General features: G+C 57.9%; 15 protein-coding genes and 2 tRNA genes. 8 read left to right on the top strand and 9 right to left on the bottom strand.

What is annotated here, in order from left to right; all coding sequences use genetic code 11:
• Nucleotide 1: 1 nt before the first annotated feature.
• From ACIPIZ_RS02605 to ACIPIZ_RS02570, 8 genes are all read right to left on the bottom strand, one after another.
• Entirely contained in the window at nt 2-1,393 is a 1,392-nt protein-coding gene (locus ACIPIZ_RS02605) for a GntP family permease (RefSeq protein WP_064390255.1), read from the bottom strand.
• Between the two features lie 285 nt (nt 1,394-1,678).
• The gene (locus tag ACIPIZ_RS02600; RefSeq protein WP_064390254.1) at nt 1,679-3,094 is read right to left on the bottom strand and encodes a sigma-54-dependent Fis family transcriptional regulator; all 1,416 of its coding nucleotides are present in this window, start codon (nt 3,092-3,094) and stop codon (nt 1,679-1,681) included.
• Between the two features lie 163 nt (nt 3,095-3,257).
• The gene (locus tag ACIPIZ_RS02595; protein WP_105708994.1) at nt 3,258-4,838 is read right to left on the bottom strand and encodes an ABC transporter ATP-binding protein; all 1,581 of its coding nucleotides are present in this window, start codon (nt 4,836-4,838) and stop codon (nt 3,258-3,260) included.
• 9 nt (nt 4,839-4,847) lie between these two features.
• Nucleotides 4,848-5,870: an ABC transporter permease gene (locus ACIPIZ_RS02590; protein WP_064390252.1), complete on the bottom strand. Its 1,023-nt coding sequence runs from the start codon at nt 5,868-5,870 to the stop codon at nt 4,848-4,850.
• Nucleotides 5,870-6,931 carry a microcin C ABC transporter permease YejB gene (locus ACIPIZ_RS02585; protein WP_064390251.1) on the bottom strand — a complete coding sequence of 354 codons (1,062 nt, stop codon included), beginning with the start codon at nt 6,929-6,931 and terminating at the stop codon, nt 5,870-5,872. Before ACIPIZ_RS02585 ends, ACIPIZ_RS02590 begins: the two co-directional genes overlap by 1 nt.
• Nucleotides 6,931-8,799, bottom strand: a complete 1,869-nt coding sequence (locus ACIPIZ_RS02580) for an extracellular solute-binding protein (RefSeq protein WP_064390250.1) — start codon at nt 8,797-8,799, stop codon at nt 6,931-6,933. The genes ACIPIZ_RS02585 and ACIPIZ_RS02580 overlap by 1 nt, the downstream gene beginning before the upstream one ends.
• 133 nt (nt 8,800-8,932) lie before the next feature.
• A complete protein-coding gene (locus tag ACIPIZ_RS02575; RefSeq protein ID WP_007912303.1) occupies nt 8,933-9,214 on the bottom strand; it encodes a peptidylprolyl isomerase in 282 nt (93 codons plus the stop codon).
• Nucleotides 9,215-9,311: 97 nt separating this feature from the next.
• A complete protein-coding gene (locus tag ACIPIZ_RS02570) occupies nt 9,312-10,190 on the bottom strand; it encodes a lipase family alpha/beta hydrolase (RefSeq protein WP_401163800.1) in 879 nt (292 codons plus the stop codon).
• Between the two features lie 338 nt (nt 10,191-10,528).
• On the opposite strand from ACIPIZ_RS02570, the gene ACIPIZ_RS02565 reads away from it, so the two are divergent.
• Nucleotides 10,529-11,707, top strand: coding sequence for a hypothetical protein (locus ACIPIZ_RS02565; protein WP_236708314.1), 1,179 nt, complete (start codon nt 10,529-10,531; stop codon nt 11,705-11,707).
• Between the two features lie 67 nt (nt 11,708-11,774).
• Here the strand turns inward: ACIPIZ_RS02565 and ACIPIZ_RS02560 are convergent, their stop codons facing one another.
• A complete protein-coding gene (locus ACIPIZ_RS02560; RefSeq protein ID WP_105708996.1) occupies nt 11,775-12,851 on the bottom strand; it encodes a 3-deoxy-7-phosphoheptulonate synthase in 1,077 nt (358 codons plus the stop codon).
• Between the two features lie 615 nt (nt 12,852-13,466).
• Here ACIPIZ_RS02560 and ACIPIZ_RS02555 point away from each other — a divergent pair.
• The 7 genes from ACIPIZ_RS02555 (at nt 13,467) to ACIPIZ_RS02525 (ending at nt 18,112) form a co-directional block, all read left to right on the top strand.
• Nucleotides 13,467-14,228, top strand: a complete 762-nt coding sequence (locus ACIPIZ_RS02555; protein WP_236431105.1) for a carbon-nitrogen hydrolase family protein — start codon at nt 13,467-13,469, stop codon at nt 14,226-14,228.
• Nucleotides 14,225-14,668: a GNAT family N-acetyltransferase gene (locus ACIPIZ_RS02550; protein WP_401164232.1), complete on the top strand. Its 444-nt coding sequence runs from the start codon at nt 14,225-14,227 to the stop codon at nt 14,666-14,668. Before ACIPIZ_RS02555 ends, ACIPIZ_RS02550 begins: the two co-directional genes overlap by 4 nt.
• Before the next feature lie 127 nt (nt 14,669-14,795).
• Entirely contained in the window at nt 14,796-15,437 is a 642-nt protein-coding gene (gene uvrY, locus ACIPIZ_RS02545) for a UvrY/SirA/GacA family response regulator transcription factor (RefSeq protein WP_105708999.1), read from the top strand.
• A gap of 2 nt (nt 15,438-15,439) precedes the next feature.
• Nucleotides 15,440-17,263: an excinuclease ABC subunit UvrC gene (gene uvrC / locus ACIPIZ_RS02540; protein ID WP_064390244.1), complete on the top strand. Its 1,824-nt coding sequence runs from the start codon at nt 15,440-15,442 to the stop codon at nt 17,261-17,263.
• A gap of 32 nt (nt 17,264-17,295) precedes the next feature.
• Nucleotides 17,296-17,856 carry a CDP-diacylglycerol--glycerol-3-phosphate 3-phosphatidyltransferase gene (pgsA, locus tag ACIPIZ_RS02535; protein ID WP_064390243.1) on the top strand — a complete coding sequence of 187 codons (561 nt, stop codon included), beginning with the start codon at nt 17,296-17,298 and terminating at the stop codon, nt 17,854-17,856.
• 60 nt (nt 17,857-17,916) lie between these two features.
• Nucleotides 17,917-17,992: transfer RNA gene (locus ACIPIZ_RS02530), tRNA-Gly, on the top strand.
• Between the two features lie 46 nt (nt 17,993-18,038).
• Nucleotides 18,039-18,112, top strand: a tRNA-Cys gene (locus ACIPIZ_RS02525).
• Nucleotides 18,113-18,307 lie beyond the last annotated feature (195 nt).

The raw sequence follows: 18,307 nt of genomic DNA, 5'->3' as shown, positions 1-18,307 counted from the left end.
CTCACACAATGCCAGTGGCGTAGAAAGTGCCGATCACGACGAAAACCGCAAGGGTCTTGATCAGCGTAATACAGAAAATGTCTTTATAGGCTTCGCGGTGGGTCAGGCCGGTGACCGCGAGCAGGGTGATCACCGCGCCGTTGTGCGGCAAGGTATCCATGCCTCCACTGGCCATCGCCGCTACACGGTGCAGCACTTCCAGTGGAATGTTCGCCGCGTGCGCGGCGCTGATGAACTGCTCGGACATCGCGGCCAGCGCGATACTCATGCCGCCCGACGCCGAACCGGTGATCCCTGCCAGTAACGTCACGGTGATGGCTTCGTTGACCAGCGGATTGGGAATCTGCTTGAGCCAGTCAGCCAAGACCAGAAAGCCCGGCAGCGAAGCGATCACCGCACCGAAACCATATTCCGACGCAGTGTTCATCGCCGCCAGCAACGCGCCACTCACTGCGCTTTTGCTGCCCTCGGCGAGCTTGCTGCGAATCGCCTGAAAGCCGAACGCCAACACCATCAGAATGCCCACCAGCAAAGCCGCCTGCACCGCCCAGATTGCCGTCAGCTTGGCGATTTCGGTGGTAACCGGCGTAGCCATGCCCGGTAGCGCGAGGCTGTGGGTCTTGCCGTACCACTGCGGAATCCACTGGGTGAACAGCAGGTTCATGATGCCCACTGCCAGCAGCGGCGACAGCGCAATCCATGGGTTCGGCAGCTTCAGGTCTTCGGCTGTTTCCGGTTCGTTGCGCAGCTCGGTCCCGTAGCCTTCACCGGCGCGCTGCGCCTTGTTGCGCTGACGTTGCAGAAACAGCATGCCGGTGCAGAAGACGAAAATCGTGCCGATCACGCCCAGCCACGGCGCCGCCCAAGCGGTGGTATTGAAGAACGTGCTGGGGATGATGTTCTGGATCTGCGGGGTGCCGGGCAGGGCATCCATGGTGAACGAAAATGCTCCGAGAGCGATGGTCGCCGGGATCAGGCGTTTGGGGATATTGCTCTGGCGGAACATCTCGGCGGCAAACGGATACACCGCAAACACCACGACAAACAACGACACACCACCGTAGGTGAGCAGGGCGCAGACCAGTACGATCACCAGCATCGCCTGTTTGGTCCCGAGCAGACGAATGGCGGCAGCGACAATCGAGCGTGAGAAGCCCGACAGCTCAATGAGTTTGCCGAACACCGCACCGAGCAGGAATACCGGGAAATACAATTTGATGAAGCCGACCATTTTCTCCATGAACACCCCGGTAAAGGCTGGGGCGACGGCAGAAGGATCGGTCAGCAGCACGGCGCCGAGGGCGGCGATCGGTGCAAAGAGAATAACGCTGTAGCCACGGTAGGCCGCGAGCATCAGCAGCGCGAGGGCTGCCAAGGCAATGATCACACTCATGGTGTGTCTCTCCAGAATTGTTATTTTTGTGGTTGAAACGGGTGTAGGAGAGGCTAAAGCGAGATTTGTGCCAGATATATAAGTTATTGAAATATAAAGATATTAGGTGTTTTTGTGGGGCGTGTTTCAATGGGTTGTCTCCGTTTGGAGACTTTTTCGGCAGATCAAAAGATCGCAGCCTTCGGCAGCTCCTACACTGGATTGGATGAACCTCCGTAGGAGCTGCCGAAGGCTGCGATCTTTTGATCTTTATATGGATAATCTCAAATCGGAGATCAAGTCTCGTTATTGAGACTCGGCAATCCCCAACGCAACCATTTTCTTATACAACGTCGACCGCCCAAGCCCCAACCTTGCCGCCGCTGCCGGCACTTTCCCCGCGCACTGCGCCAGCGTTGACTGGATCAACTGCCGATCAAAGCGCTCGCGAGCCTGCGCATAGGTTTCCACGGGCAGCGTTTCAATCGTAGGCGCAGAGCTGCGCTCAACCTGAGTCAACGTGCCGATGGCGGCGCGAATATCGCTCTCTGTCAGCATCAGGTCATCGCTAAGCAACGCCGCCCGTTCCAATACATTGCGCAGTTCGCGAATGTTTCCCGGCCAGGCATGCTGGCCGAGCAGTTGCAGCGCATCGTGGTGCAATTCGTGCTGGCTGCGCAGTTCTTCCAGAATCGCTTCGCTCAGTGCCGGCAGATCATCAAGACGCTCGCGCAATGGCGGCACCTGGATCGGCAGTACGTTGAGGCGGTAATACAAGTCGGCGCGGAACTCGCCGCGTTTGATCGCCGCTTGCAGATCCGTCGACGTCGCGGCAATCACTCGCACATCGCTCTGGATCACCTCGTTGGAGCCGACCGGTTCAAACTCTTTTTCCTGCAGTACGCGCAGCAGCTTGCTTTGCAACGGCAGCGGCATGTCACCGATCTCGTCGAGAAACAGTGTGCCACCCTGGGCAATCTGCAGTTTACCGGTGCGGCCCTTGCGGTCGGCGCCGGTAAACGCGCCCGGTGCGGTGCCGAAAAATTCCGCTTCCAGTAATGCCTCGGGAATCGCCGCGCTGTTGATGCTGACGAACGCCTTGTGCGCCCGTGGCGAAGCACTGTGGATCGCTTGCGCGAGCAACTCCTTGCCGGTGCCGGTTTCGCCGAGCAGCAATACCGGCGAATCGGCGCTGGCACTGCGTCGCGCACGACGTTTGACTTCAAGGCTGGCCGCGCTGGTGCCGATGAAGTGGGCGAAGTTGTATTTGGTCTGGCGGGCGCGCAGCAGCGAACGCGTCGAGGCCAGTTCTTCCTGCATGCTCAGGTAGCGCTTGAGCATCGGCGACAAGGTGCGTAATTCATCGAACAGGGCAAAACCGATGGCGCCGATGACGCTGCCGGCATCATCGTGGATCGGCAGACGCATCACCACCAGCGGCTCTTTCGGGGTGTCCTGCATGTCCAGCAGGATTGGCCGCCCGGTGCGCACCACTTCGCGCAGCAGGCTGCCGGGGATCACACTTTCGCAGGGTTTGCCGATGGCTCCGGCAGCGGACTCGAGGCCAAAGCGACGGGCGTAACGCTCGTTCATCCAGACGATATTGGCATCACGATCGACAATCACCGTACCTTCGCTCGATTGCTCGATGATCTCGAACAGCGAGCGGATCGCCAGGGTGCGCACCCGTTGGTAGTCCTTGAGGCTTTCGGTGGAGTTCATGTGCAGGCAGATCCGGAATTCGGGTTGTTAATGGCGGCCTCATCGCTGGCAAGCCAGCTCCCATAAGGTTCGCGATTGTTCACAGATGGGGTGCGCACCCGTGAAACCTGTGGGAGCGGGCTTGCCCGCGATGGCCGCGACTCGGTTTTACGTCTGGCGCCGATCATGCCTGGCGCGGATGTGCCGCCGCCAACAGCTCTCGGGTATACGGATGCTGTGGCGCATCGAACACCTCATGACTGGCACCGCGTTCGACCACTTGGCCATCCTTGATCACGATCATGTCGTGGGCGAGGGCGCGTACCACCGCCAGGTCATGACTGATGAACAGATACGTCAGGCCATGCTTTTCCTGAAGATCACGGAGCAGGGCGACCACTTGTTTCTGCACCGTGCGATCGAGTGCCGACGTTGGTTCGTCGAGCAGGATCAGCGCCGGTTTCAGTACCAGCGCCCGAGCGATCGCAATGCGTTGTCGCTGACCGCCGGAAAACTCGTGTGGGTAGCGATGGCGGCTTTCGGGGTCGAGGCCGACTTCCTTGAGTACGCGGATCACTTGCTCATCACACTCATTGGCCGTTGACTCGCAATGCACCTCAAGCCCTTCGCTGATGATTTGCGCCACCGACATGCGCGGGCTGAGACTACCGAACGGGTCCTGAAACACCACCTGCATCTGTCGCCGCCAAGGCCGCAGTTGCTTCTGGTCCAAACCATCGAGCGCGGTGCCCTGGAAACGGATACTGCCCTCGGAATCGAGCAGGCGCAGGATCGCCTGACCCAATGTCGATTTTCCCGAACCGGATTCACCGACGATGCCCAGAGTCTTGCCGCGCTGGATACTCAGGCTGATGCCGTCCACTGCACGCAGGTATTGCTTACGCTGAAACAGCCCGCCACCGATGACAAACTCGACTTTAAGGTCTTCGACTTGCAGAACATTCTCACGCTCATCACGGGGCAACGCTTGGCCGTCGGGTTCGGCGTTGAGCAGCACGCAACTGTAAGGGTGTTTCGGCTCGGTAAACAGCGTTTCGCACGGTGCCTGCTCGACAATCTGCCCGGCCTTCATTACGCAGACGCGCTGAGCGATGCTGCGCACCAGATTGAGGTCGTGACTGATCAACAGCAGGGACATGCCCAAACGTTGTTGCAGGGATTTGAGCAGCAGCAGGATCTTGCGCTGCACCGTCACATCGAGTGCGGTGGTTGGCTCGTCGGCAATCAACAGTTCCGGTTCGCAGGCCAACGCCATGGCGATCATGACGCGTTGCCGTTGGCCGCCGGACAACTGATGCGGATAAGCCTTGAGCCGCTCCTCGGGTTTCTGGATGCCGACCAGGCCGAGCAATTCAAGGATGCGTAACCGTGCCGCCTTGCCGCCAAGGCCACGGTGGAGCAACAGGGTTTCGCCTATCTGTTTTTCGATGGTATGCAGCGGATTGAGCGAGGTCATCGGCTCTTGAAAGATCATCGCGATGCGGTTGCCGCGCAGTTCACGCAACACCTTCGGATCGGCCCCCACCAGTTCCTGGCCACGATAACGAATGCTGCCAGTGGTTTGTGCATCGCCTTCAGGCAGTAGTTGCAGAATCGAATGCGCGGTCACCGATTTGCCCGAGCCTGATTCGCCGACCAGTGCCAGGCACTCGCCGGGACGAATATCCAGGCACAGGTCGCGCACCACGTTCTGGCCATGGAAAGCGACATTGAGGTTACGAATTTCAATCAGGTTGTCAGTCATGGTCACGCTTCAGGATCGTGGGTCGAACGCGTCACGCAGCGCTTCGCCGATGAACACCAGTAAGGAAAGGATCAGCGCCAGGGTGAAAAACGCCGTCAACCCCAGCCAGGGCGCCTGCAGGTTCTGCTTGCCCTGACCGATCAGTTCGCCCAGCGAAGCGCTGCCGGCAGGCATGCCGAAACCAAGGAAATCCAGTGCGGTCAGTGTCGAGATTGCCCCCGTCAGAATGAACGGCAGATAACTCAGCGTCGCGTTCATGGCATTCGGCAGAATGTGCCGGACAATCACTTTGCGGTCAGTCAGGCCCAATGCGCGCGCAGCTTTGACGTATTCCAGATTGCGCCCACGGAGAAACTCGGCACGCACCACATCGACCAGCGCCAACCATGAAAACAGCGCCATGATCCCCAGCAGCCACCAGAAGTTCGGCTCGACGAAGCCCGAGAGGATGATCAGCAGGTACAGCACCGGCAACCCTGACCAGACCTCGAGCAAACGCTGTCCGAGCAGGTCGACCCAGCCACCGTAATAGCCCTGTAACGCACCGGCCGCAATGCCAATCAGCGCACTGACGAATGTCAGCATCAAAGCGAACAGAATCGATACGCGCGCACCGAAAATCACCCGCGCCAACACGTCTCGCGCCTGATCGTCGGTGCCCAGCCAGTTGACGCCCGTCGGTGGGCTTGGTGCCGGTTTGTTGAGGTCGTAGTTTGGCGTGTCGTCACTGAACGGAATCGGTGGAAACAGCAGCCAGCCGCCGTCCTTGCGAATCAGGTTCTGCACATAGTCACTGCGGTAATCGGCCTGAAACGGCAATTGGCCACCGAACTCCTGTTCGGTGTGGCGCTTGAATACCGGGAAGTACCACTGGCCCTGATAACTGACCACCAACGGCTTGTCGTTGGCGATCAGTTCGCCGCCCAGCGTCAGCACAAACAGACCGATAAACAGCCACAACGACCACCAGCCCCGGCGGTTTTTCTTGAAACGTTCGAAACGCCGGCGACCCAGCGGCGAGAGCTTGAACATCAGGCATTCCTCGCGGCGAAGTCGATACGCGGGTCGACCAAGGTGTAGCAGAGGTCGCCGATCAGTTTTATCAGCAGGCCGAACAGGGTGAAGATGAACAGCGAACCGAACACCACCGGATAGTCCCGCGATACTGCCGCCTCGTAACTCATGCGGCCGAGACCGTCGAGAGAGAAGATCACTTCAATCAGCAACGAGCCGGCAAAGAACACGCTGATGAACGCCTGGGGAATGCCCGAGACCACCAGCAGCATTGCGTTACGAAACACATGCCCGTACAGCACGCGGCGTTCGCTCAAGCCTTTGGCGCGAGCGGTGACCACATACTGACGCGTGATTTCATTGAGGAACGAGTTTTTGGTGAGGATCGTCAACGTTGCAAAGCCGCCGATGACCAGCGCAGTCACCGGCAGTACCAGGTGCCAGAAGTAGTCGGCGATCTTGCCCAGGGTCGACAGCGAATCAAAGTTGTCCGAGACCAGTCCGCGCACCGGGAACCAGTTCAACGACGTACCACCGGCAAACACCACGATCAGGAACATCGCAAACAGAAACGCCGGCATCGCATAACCGATGATGATTGCCGTGCTGCTCCAGATATCGAAATGGCTGCCGTGGTGCACGGCTTTGCGAATGCCCAGCGGGATCGACACCAGATAGGTGATCAGCGTGGCCCAGAGTCCGAGTGAAAGGGTTACCGGCATTTTTTCGAGAATCAGGTCGGTGACCGTGGCACCTCTGAAGAAGCTTTTGCCGAAGTCCAGCTGCGCGTAGTTTTTCAGCATCAGCCACAAGCGTTCATGGGCCGGCTTGTCGAAACCGTACTGTTTTTCGATATCCTTGATCAGTTGCGGATCGAGGCCACGACTCGCCCGAGAGGTACTGCTCATGGTTTCGCTGGAACCGCCGCCGACATTGCCACCGCCGATCCCTTGCAGGTGCGCAATGGCCTGCTCCACCGGGCCACCCGGCGCGGCCTGGATGATGACGAAATTGACCAGCAGGATAATCACCAGCGTCGGAATGATCAGCAGCAGGCGCCGTAATATGTAAGCCCACATCAGTGCGGCCCTCCGGGTCTGCTTCGACTGATTTTTTCAGCGGTCATCTGTTGATTGGTCAGCGCCGTGCTGCTGATCTCCCACCAGCTATCGATGGCTTCGTCATTGCTGGCTTGAACTGTCGGTATGCCAAAGCGGTTCCACCAGACGGTCGACGTGCCTGGCGGGTAGTAATTGGGAATCCAGTAGTAATTCCATTGCAACACCCGGTCGAGGGCGTGCGCGTAATGCAGCATGTCCGATTGGGTAGAGGCGCGGATCAGTCCGTTGATCAACGTGTCGACTGCCGGGTTTTTCAGGACCATGTAGTTGTTGGCCCCCGGATCGTTGGCCGACGCGGAACCGAAGTAGTTGAGCAGCTCGCCTCCAGGCGCGGTGGTGACCGGATAGCCGGTGACGATCATGTCGTAGTCGCGGCTCATCAGGCGATTGACGTACTGCGAGGAGTCGATCCGGCGGATGTTGAGGTCGATGCCGATCTGCTTCAATGTGCGCTTGTACGGAAGCAGCAGGCGATCCATGCCGTTCTGACTGACCAGAAACGTGAAACTCAGGGGCTCACCTTCAGCATTCACCAGTTGATCGCCGTCCGGTTTCCAGCCGGCCTGTTCAAGCAGTTCGAGGGCTTGCAGTTGTTTGTCGCGGATGATGCCGCTGCCATCGGTTTTCGGCGCTTGGAAGACTTTCGTGAAGACTTCGTCGGGGATCTGTCCACGCAGCGGTTCAAGGATTTTCAACTCGGCGGCATCGGGTAAATTTCCCGCGGCGAGGTCGGTGTTGGAGAAGTAGCTTTGCTGACGGATGTACAGGTTGCGCATCATCTGCCGATTGCTCCATTCGAAATCCCAAAGCATGGCCAGCGCCTGACGCACACGACGGTCCTGGAACATCGGTTTTTGCAGATTGAACACAAAACCCTGGGCCGATTGCGGGGCCTCGGTGGCCAGGTGAGCTTTCTGCAGACGTCCGTCGCTCAACGCCGGGCTGTCGTAGCCGATCGAGTATCCGGTGGCGGAGAACTCGCGGTTGTAGTCGTAGGCGCCGCCGCGCAACACCTGGCGGGCAACGTCGGTATCGCCGAAGTACTCGATGCTGAAATGGTCGAAGTTGTACAGGCCACGACTGACCGGCAAGTCCTTGCCCCACCAGTCGGCATTGCGTTCGAAGGTGATGCTGCGCCCGGAATCGACCTTGCCGACGCGATACGGTCCGCTGCCCAGCGGCGGTTCATAACCGCCACCGCCGGCGAAGTCGCGACTCTTCCACCAATGCTCGGGGAACACCGGCAGGGTCGCGATATCCAGCGGCAGGGTACGGTTTTCGTTGTTCTTGAAGTCGAAACGCACGGTCAACGGTGCTTCCACTTCGACGCCTTTGACGTCGGCAAACTGAGTGCGATAACGCAGACTGCCCTGTGTCATCAGCAGATCGTAGGTATAGCGCACGTCTTCGGCGGTGATCGGTTTACCGTCGGCGAAGCGTGCCTTGGGATTGATGAAGAAGCGTAGTGAAAGCCCGTCATCCGAACGCTCGATCTTTTGTGCCACCAGACCATAGACGGTGTAAGGCTCGTCCATCGAGCGCTGGGCCAGCGGCGAATACAGCAGGCCGTCGATCTGCGTGACGCCGATGCCTTTGTCGATATACGGCAGCAAATGGTCGAAGTGACCGATTTCTATTGCCGAGCGGCGCATTGTCCCGCCTTTCGGTGCTTGCGGGTTGGTGTAGTCGAAATGGCTGAAACCGGCAGGATACTTGGCGGGTTCGCCATACACGGTCAGCGCGTGTTGCGGTGCTGCATTCACACCGCAGGCGCCCGACAGCAGGGCGAGGGCGGTAAGGATCAATGTTGGGAAAACCAGTCGCATTGTCAGCCTTGGAACCGGGTAATCGATAAGCGCAAGTTGTACGCGAGAGGCGCGCCAGTCGCCAGCCGTATGTGTAACTGAAACACAACGGCCCACCAAAAGGCGGGCCGTTGCAGAGCAATCGGACGACGAATCAGTCCTGACGGCTGGTGACTTCCAGCAGGTGATAACCGAACTGGGTCTTCACCGGGCCTTGCACGACGTTGATCGGTGCACTGAAGACCACGGTGTCGAATTCCTTGACCATCTGGCCAGGACCGAACGAACCCAGGTCGCCGCCCTGACGGCTGGATGGGCAAGTGGAGTTGGCCTTGGCGACTTCGGCGAAATCAGCGCCGCCTTCGATCTGGGCCTTGAGTTCGTTGCACTTGTCTTCGCTGGAAACCAGGATGTGGCGGGCAGTGGCTTTAGCCATGGGGAAAATCTCCGATCTATTTCAGTAAAGTGTGGAGCCTACCGGATTCAGTGGGTGAATTCTCGGCAAAGTTCCATTCAGTGGGTTCGCCCCCGGTTTACAAGTGCACGGCCTGCAGGCGCATGGCGTGCTCTATATAGAGGTCGATCGGATCAGGTATGAGTGATCGCAAGACCTTGGGCCTGCGCAGGCTGTCGAGGTGATCGAAAGGATAGTCCGAACGGATCACGCTGCCCAGATGCGAACTGTAGCGACCGACGAGTCCGTCGTTCTGCCAGGCTTCGGTGCAAAAGTGTCCGGAAAAGGCCCTGCACACGGCATGTAACGGGTCGAGCGGACGAGGATTGGCCAGCGGATTTTCTGGCAGTGTGCCGCTCCACGAATAGTACCGAACGCCATTGACCTGTTCCGCACCTTGCCCTCCCCAGACAGGAGGCAGACCTTGCGGGTATTTACGATTGAAACGCGCAACACCTTCGGTGGTCAACGCGTTGAGTGCTGCTATGGCGTTCTGCGGCAACGCGAGTTGACCGCTGAGCAACGACAGGAAGTTCGCGAACTGCGTGGCGATTTCCTCGGCGAGATGTTCCGGTATCTGTCCGGGAACCAGCGCTTTGCGCAACAGGTCAGCCAGTTCCGAGCCATGATTTGGGCCGCTGACCGAAGTGACGGATGCGACGCTGCTGGATGCCAGTGCGGCAGCGTAACGGCATGCCAGGGCACCCTGACTGTGCCCGATCAAATTGACCTTGCCTGCTCCTGTGTCTTTCAACACCCGCGCGATCTGCATGAGTAATTGCTGGCCACGAACTTCGTTGTCATGGGTGGCCGATAGCTGCGGCACAAACACTCGGTTGCCCGCACCCTGCAATGCCTGCTTGACATCTTGGAACAGCTCGAAACGGCCTATCCGCTCAAAACCGAACAGGCCGTGGACCAACAGGATGGGATAGCGAGTTGTTGCATTCCGTTGCATGTTCCTACCTCTTTTACAGACGTTCATAGGTGATTCCGCCGGATCACTGTAAATCACGTTGTCATGCAGTCGGTGTCCGAAAATACCGCAGTATTGAAGTGAAAAAGGACTAAAAGCTGTACGACATTTCAGCTCTGTTTGCGGGCATGGTCGGAACATTCAGCAATCTTTAGCGCTATTTTGACAGGTTCAATACCTGTGCCTTACGCCTTCAGACGCATTTCCCTCCGCTATGGAGTTGTCGAGGCTGACATCGACAGCGCAAGCGTTGCTATTTAATGGCTCTCATTCGACGTTGTTGTGATCAGCGACGTTTTATCCAGGGAATGGAGCCACGAATGACCATGTATGACGCTAATACCGATGCTTGCAAGACGCTCGCAACAGATACCTCATTGCTGGATACCCATTCAGCCCTGCAGCCAAAACTGAGTTTCCGGGTGCAAGGCGAGACACTCGAATTCAGCTATCGGCCATGGCCTGTTACGGAGGCTGCGACCGTCCGGCATTTGCCTGCGCCGGCTCTCGAAGTTCTGGAGGGCGGAATGATCGATCCCTCACTGAACAAGGCCTTTGTTCGGGTTGCGCCTTACCCGCAGATGAAATGTGGTGACAAGCTGGTCTTGAATTGGTGCGGTCTCGATGCTGATGGACTGTCCTACGAATCTGTAACTTCGCGTTTTGTCAGTGCCGCGCAAGTGGGGCACGAGGTCGTGTTCGTCATCAAGGGTGTGCACATCGCCATGCTGGAACGCGGGTCGGTGGAAATTCACTGGACGCTGTTCAGCGTCAACCTGCCTGAGCCGATTTCATCTGATCGCTTGCAATTGAACGTAGGTGATCCCGAACCTGATCTGCTGGCACCACTTATCGAAGAGACCGTAGGCGGGACACTCGATCCGGCGCGTGTCGAGAAAGGTACAAACGTGATTGTGCGTCCGTATGCACGGATGGCCGTCGGGGACCGGATCCTGCTTGGCTGGCAAGGTGCAAAAAGTGAAGAGACGTTCAGTGATGAGTTGATGGTCGAAGCTTTTGCCGTTCGCGAAGAGCTTTCTTTCTGGATTACCCACGAACACTTGGCCTCGCACACCGGACAAACGGTAAGCCTCAGCTATCAGGTCATATCGGCAGAGGGTGAATTGAGGCAGTCGGCGATCTTGAGAATCCTGATCGCTCCCCTCGTTCGAGGCGAGCTGGCGGCACCGCAGGTTCTGGATGCGGAGGGTGGCGAACTTGATGTCGCCGATTCCATTGATGGCGTGACGGTGGTCATCGTCGATGCTCAGGCAGAGGAGGGCGAGTTGGTGTACCTGCGCTGTGATGGTGAGTATTTCAATCACCGTGATGATCGCGACATCACCCGGGAAACCGCCGGGGAGCCTCTGGTGTTTATTGTGCCGCACCGATTCTGGCGGGAGCACCGGGAAACGGTGGTGCAGGTGTCGTATACGGTGGAGCGACTGGATGATGTCAGTCAGGCTTCCAGCGCTACCCGCATACGTGTTCGTGCGTAATTTCCGTGCGGGCTGATCAGCCTTTCAGCCTTTGCGGACCAGGTGTCCGCAAAGGCTGTTGGCGAGGTCAGGCCTGAGATTGCGCGCGAAGGCGTTCGGCGGCGTTCAGCAGCAAGCGCTCCGTTGCGGCGAAACCCAGGCAACCGTCGGTAACCGAGACGCCATAACGCAAAGAGGTACTGAGTGGCTGGCAACCTTCGAACAGGTGAGACTCGATCATCATGCCGATCAGCGAACGGTCACCGTGCAGGCGTTGCTCCACTACATCGTTGAATACATCAGGCTGGCGCAACGGGTCTTTACCGCTGTTGGCGTGACTGCAATCGACCATGATCCGGCTCGGAATCTTCAGGCGGGTCAAGTCGGCATGGATCCGGGCGACACTTTCGCGGTCGAAGTTTGGCCCTTGATGGCCGCCACGCAGTACCAGATGGGTATCAGGATTGCCTGTGGTCTGGACAATGGCTGGATGTCCCTGGCTATCAACGCCGAAGTGTCGGTGCGGGTGGGAAGCGGAGCGCATCGCATCGACTGCCACGGTCACGCCGCCATCGGTGCCGTTTTTGAAACCGACCGGCATGCTCAGGCCGCTGGCCATCTCGCGGTGGATCTGCGATTCGGTAGTGCGTGCACCGATCGCGACCCAGCTGAGCAAATCGTCAAAGTATCCGGCTGCCATGGGTTGCAGTATTTCAGTGGCGATTGGCAGCCCGCGGCGGATCATTTCGATCATCAGCTCGCGGGACAGCGTCAGACCACCGGCCATGTCGTCACTGCCGTCCAGATGTGGATCGTAGGCCAGGCCTTTCCAACCGATGGTGGTGCGCGGCTTTTCGACATAGGCGCGCATGACCAGCAACATCATATCGCTGACTTCGTCGGCGAGGCGTGCGAGTTTGTCTGCGTATTCAATGGCGGATTGCGAGTCGTGGATCGAGCAAGGTCCGACGATCACCAGCAGGCGCTGGTCGTCGCCATCAAGAATGGCCCGGACCGCTTGGCGGTGGGCGGCAATCTGCTGACTCAGGGCGCTGGTCAGAGGCAATTGCTGTTTGAGTTGCAACGAGCTGGGCAAGCGCAGAGTCAGTGCTTCGTTGGCAGAATCAAGAGTGGAAAGTGGCAGGGCAGAAACGGACGAGTTCATATTCGGTCTTCCTGGGCAGGCGGCGGGTGTTTCCCGCTCGCTCGGCCCTATTGGGGTGTTCGACAGTTGGCCGTATTGGCTACGTGTGTGTGCTTGCCACCTGTAGGTGACCGATCGGAGGCGGCAGGCTGTCCCGAGCGGAGGCTGGTAAATCGCCAGGCGAAAAAACGGTCGTAACGGTAATAAGTGGCGTAGGTCATGTCGTAATCCTCAAAGTGTCTGGTGTGTTGCTGGAAAATTTGTGCCTGAAAAAACAAAACCCCCGGTCGGGAGGCCGACCGGGGGTTGAGATTTCTCAGGTGGCGACCCGTCTTCATGGGCGCCGTGTGGGGTATCAGGCGCGCTAGTGGCTAAACCAATACCCAAAATAAAAGCTTGCGGGAGCGCAGACGTCATTCACCCGGGCAGACGAAACCGAGCGCGAGGCGCTTGCGGTACGTAGCTGTGAAAGGGTGTTGAACATGGTCTGTCTCCGATGAATGCGCCGAGCTTACTAGAGGCAGATACGCATCAGCAATCAGAAAATGCTATCGATTGCACAGGACAATGCCTATCGCTTGAGCGCCGCAACAGTTGTGACACACTCTGCGCTTTGCCTGAAACCAAGGACGAAACATGACAACTCTGACCATCGCTGCTGCTCAATCGGTTTCCATTGCCGGCGATCCCGCCGCAAACATTGTCCGGCACATGGAATTCATCGAATTGGCGGCGCTACACGGTGTCGAGTTGCTGGTGTTTCCCGAGTTGTCGCTGACCGGTTATGAGGGTGAAGTGGCGGCGGCATTGGCCATTGATCCGCAAGACGCCGTGCTTCAACCGTTAAGGGATCTGGCACAAAAGCGCGGCATCACGGCTGTCGTCGGCATGCCGATTCGTCAGGAGGGCAGCTCGGCAGTATTGATTGGTGCCTTGGTATTGGGCGCCAATGGCACGCTTGGGGTGTACAGCAAACAGCATCTGCATTGCGGTGAAGAGCTCATTTACGCCGCCGGGAACGGTGGCGCAGCCCTGCAAATCGGCGCGGACACGGTGGCCCTGGCTGTCTGTGCCGATTTTTCTCACGCCAGCCATGCGGCGGCCGCTGCCGAGTTGGGCGCCGGTCTGTACGCTGCGGGCGTATTGATCGGCGAGAAGGGCTACGAACCTGACACCGCGATGCTGCAGGGATATGCCCGGCAACACTCGATGGTGGTATTGATGGCCAACCATGGCGGTCTCACCGGAGGCTGGCAATCGGCCGGGCGCAGCGCCGTGTGGTCTGAAGACGGCATGTTGATCATTGCCGCTCCCGGTGCTGGCGATGAATTGGTGATCGCTCGTCGCGAAGGTGGCTCATGGCAGGGGCAGGTCGTCAGTCTCGCGGGGGCTGTATGACCTTTCAAATGCGCCGGGCCACGCAGGATGACCTGGCATTTGTGCGAACTTTGACCTGCGAGAACATGCTGCGCTATTACAATGATTACGATTTGTTGTGGCAGGATGAGGCGTTCGACGTTGCCTGGGCCGGACGTGAGAACTGGTTGATGATCCGTGAGGAGGCGCCCTTGGGGTTTTTCAGCCTCAGCCGCGATGCGCGGGCGCTGTATATCCGTGAACTGCAGGTGACGCGGGCGTTTCAGCGCCAGGGCGAGGGTTCCTGGGCGATTGATCAGGTTATTGCCATGGCTCGCCGCGACGGCAACCCCGCTGTGCGTCTAACGGTATTCAAAAATAATCTGGCGAAAAACTTGTATCTGAGAAAAGGCTTTGCAGTACAGGGTGAGGACGAGTGTTTCCTGAGGATGCAGCTCGATATCGGTACACCTGTGCTCTGAAACCCACGGCTGGCAAGCCCTCAATGATGAATTGAAACTTTTTAAATGCTGCTTGCCGCTAGGTCTGTCTGGCAGTTTTTGCTAAGGTATCCGGCATCCCAATAAGACCATATCGCGAGGTGTCTGCTTGATTAGGGTGCTAGTGGTCGATGACCACGATCTCGTTCGTACAGGCATTACACGGATGCTGGCCGATATCGATGGCTTGCAGGTGGTGGGTCAGGCCGAGTCAGGTGAAGAGTCCCTGATCAAGGCGCGGGAATTGAAACCCGACGTGGTCCTGATGGACGTCAAGATGCCCGGCATCGGCGGTCTGGAAGCCACACGCAAACTGTTGCGCAGTCAGCCGGATATCAAGGTGGTTGCCGTTACCGTGTGTGAAGAGGATCCTTTTCCTACAAGGTTGTTGCAGGCAGGCGCGGCGGGTTATCTGACCAAAGGCGCAGGGTTGCCGGAGATGGTTCAGGCCATTCGCCTGGTATTCGCCGGCCAGCGCTATATAAGCCCGCAGATCGCTCAGCAGTTGGCGATCAAATCCTTCCAGCCGACCAACGATTCGCCGTTCGATGCCTTGTCCGAACGGGAGATTCAGATCGCATTGATGATTGTCAGCTGTCAGAAGGTACAGATCATTTCCGACAAGTTGTGTCTGTCGCCGAAAACCGTCAACACTTACCGTTATCGCATTTTCGAGAAACTCTCGATCAGCAGTGACGTCGAGTTGACGCTTCTGGCGGTGCGTCACGGCATGGTTGATGCCAGCGCCTGATCATGACTGAAGCATTCGATTCCGGCGCCTTTCTGTCGACCGTCAGCGGGCGCCCTGGCGTTTATCGCATGTTCGACAGCGACGCGCGTCTGCTGTATGTCGGCAAAGCCAAGAATCTCAAGAAGCGTCTGGCCAGCTATTTTCGCAAGACCGGGCTGGCACCGAAAACGGCAGCACTGGTCGGGCGTATCGCCCAGGTCGAGACGACCATCACTGCCAATGAAACCGAAGCGCTCTTGCTTGAGCAAACGCTGATCAAGGAATGGCGACCGCCGTACAACATTCTGTTGCGCGACGATAAGTCCTACCCTTACGTGTTTCTCTCCGACGGACAATTCCCACGTCTGAGCATCCATCGCGGCGCCAAGAAAGCCAAAGGCAAATACTTCGGCCCGTATCCGAGTGCCGGTGCCATTCGCGAAAGCCTCAGCCTGCTGCAAAAAACCTTTTTTGTTCGGCAGTGTGAAGACAGCTACTACAAGAACCGTACCCGGCCATGCCTGCAATATCAGATCAAACGCTGCAAGGCACCCTGTGTGGGACTGGTCGAGCCTGAGGTCTATGCCGAGGATGTACGTCACTCGGTGATGTTCCTCGAAGGACGCAGTCATGCACTGACCAACGAGCTGTCAACGGCGATGGAAGAGGCGGCGATCAACCTTGAATTCGAGCGCGCCGCTGAATTGCGTGACCAGATTGCACTGCTGCGTCGGGTTCAGGATCAACAGAGCATGGAAGGCGGCACCGGCGATATCGACGTCATTGCGGCGTTCGTCAACCCGGGCGGTGCCTGCGTTCATTTGATCAGCGTGCGCGGCGGACGGGTGCTGGGCAGCAAGAATTTCTTCCCGCAGGTGGGTATTGAAGAAGATGTCTCGCAGGTCATGGCGGCGTTTCTTGGCCAATACTTCATCAGCAGTCCGGAGCGCGACCTGCCAAGCGAATTGATCGTCAACGTCGTCCACGAAGATTTTCCGACACTGGTCGAGGCGATTCACGAGTTGCGTGGCCGCGAACTGACCATCAGTCACCGGGTGCGCGGAACGCGAGCTCGCTGGCAGCAACTGGCTGTAACCAATGCCGAGCAGGCACTGGGCGCACGTCTGGCCAACCGTCAGCACACGGCTGCGCGTTTCGAGGCTTTGGCAGAAGTGCTGAACCTGGAGGAACCGCCACAACGCCTGGAGTGTTACGACATCAGTCATTCCAGCGGCGAAGCGACCGTCGCGTCCTGCGTGGTGTTCGGCCCGGAAGGTGCGATCAAATCCGATTATCGTCGCTATAACATTGAAGGTGTTACAGCAGGCGACGATTACGCTGCCATGCACCAGGCCTTGACCCGACGCTTCAGCAAGTTGAAAGACGGCGAGGGCAAGTTGCCGGATATTCTGCTGGTGGACGGTGGCAAGGGGCAGTTGTCGATGGCCCGCGACGTGCTTAACGAACTGGCCGTGCCGGATCTGATCCTGCTCGGCGTGGCAAAGGGTGCGACGCGCAAGGCTGGTTTCGAAACTCTGTATCTGAATGATGCAGCGCACGAGTTCACCTTGCGCGGCGACTCGCCGGCACTGCATCTGATTCAGCAGATCCGCGACGAGGCTCACCGTTTTGCAATTACCGGACACCGCGCGCGTCGTGGCAAAACCCGCCGTACGTCAACGCTGGAAGGTGTTGCGGGAGTAGGGCCGACCCGTCGACGCGATTTGTTGAAACATTTTGGTGGATTGCAGGAGCTGACTCGTGCAAGCATCGAAGAGATCGCCAAAGCCCCGGGGATCAGTAAAAAGCTCGCAGAGTCGATTTATGCAAACCTGCATAGCGAGTAGAATGCCCCTTCACCTCGTAGCCAGTTGTGCCGATGAATATCCCTAATCTGATTACCGTTCTACGCGTCCTGCTCATTCCGATCTTCATTTTGCTGTTCTATCTGCCTTACCAATGGAGTTACATGGCCTCCGCCTCGGTGTTTGCCTTCGCGGCAGCAACGGACTGGCTGGATGGTTATCTGGCTCGCCGACTGGAGCAAAGCACGCCGTTCGGAGCGTTTCTCGATCCGGTTGCCGACAAGCTGATGGTCGCCGTCGCACTGGTCCTGCTGGTGCAGGAACACGGCAATCTCTGGCTGACACTGCCAGCGGCTGTCATCATTGGTCGCGAGATCGTCGTTTCGGCATTGCGTGAATGGATGGCCGAACTCGGTGCCCGTGCACACGTTGCCGTATCGAACCTGGGCAAATGGAAAACCGCTGCGCAAATGCTCGCGCTGGTGATCCTGCTGGCCAATCCACGGGACTTCACCTTCTGGGTCGTTCTCGGTTACGCCTTGCTGATGGTCTCCGCCGGCCTGACGCTGTGGTCGATGGTTCAGTACCTGCGCGCTGCCTGGCCGCATCTGAAGACCGATGTTGAAAAGAAATAAAACTTTTTTGAATCAAGGGGTTGACGGAGCTTCTTAATTCTATAGAATGCGCATCACCAAGCGGGAATAGCTCAGTTGGTAGAGCACGACCTTGCCAAGGTCGGGGTCGCGAGTTCGAGTCTCGTTTCCCGCTCCAAGTTAAAACGCGTTTGTTGTTGTGCTACTGATAACAGACGTTTTGAGGCCGAGTAGCAAAATGGTTATGCAGTGGATTGCAAATCCACCTACGCCGGTTCGATTCCGACCTCGGCCTCCACTATAAACAAGCTCCGTAGATCCATGATTTACGGAGCTTTTTTATTTCCAGTGAGCAGCAAGATTTAGTCTTGAAATCAGCCACTGCGAACTTGCTTCACCGGGACGTGATGTATATATTTCCCGCTCGGCTGTTTAAGCCTGCATCCTGCCAGGATCGCGACTCAACAGCTGGAAAGAGCAACACCGCGCTACC

The organism is Pseudomonas sp. NPDC087690 (assembly GCF_044743175.1).
Lineage (GTDB): Bacteria > Pseudomonadota > Gammaproteobacteria > Pseudomonadales > Pseudomonadaceae > Aquipseudomonas.
This window is presented reverse-complemented; position numbering and strand designations above follow the sequence as displayed.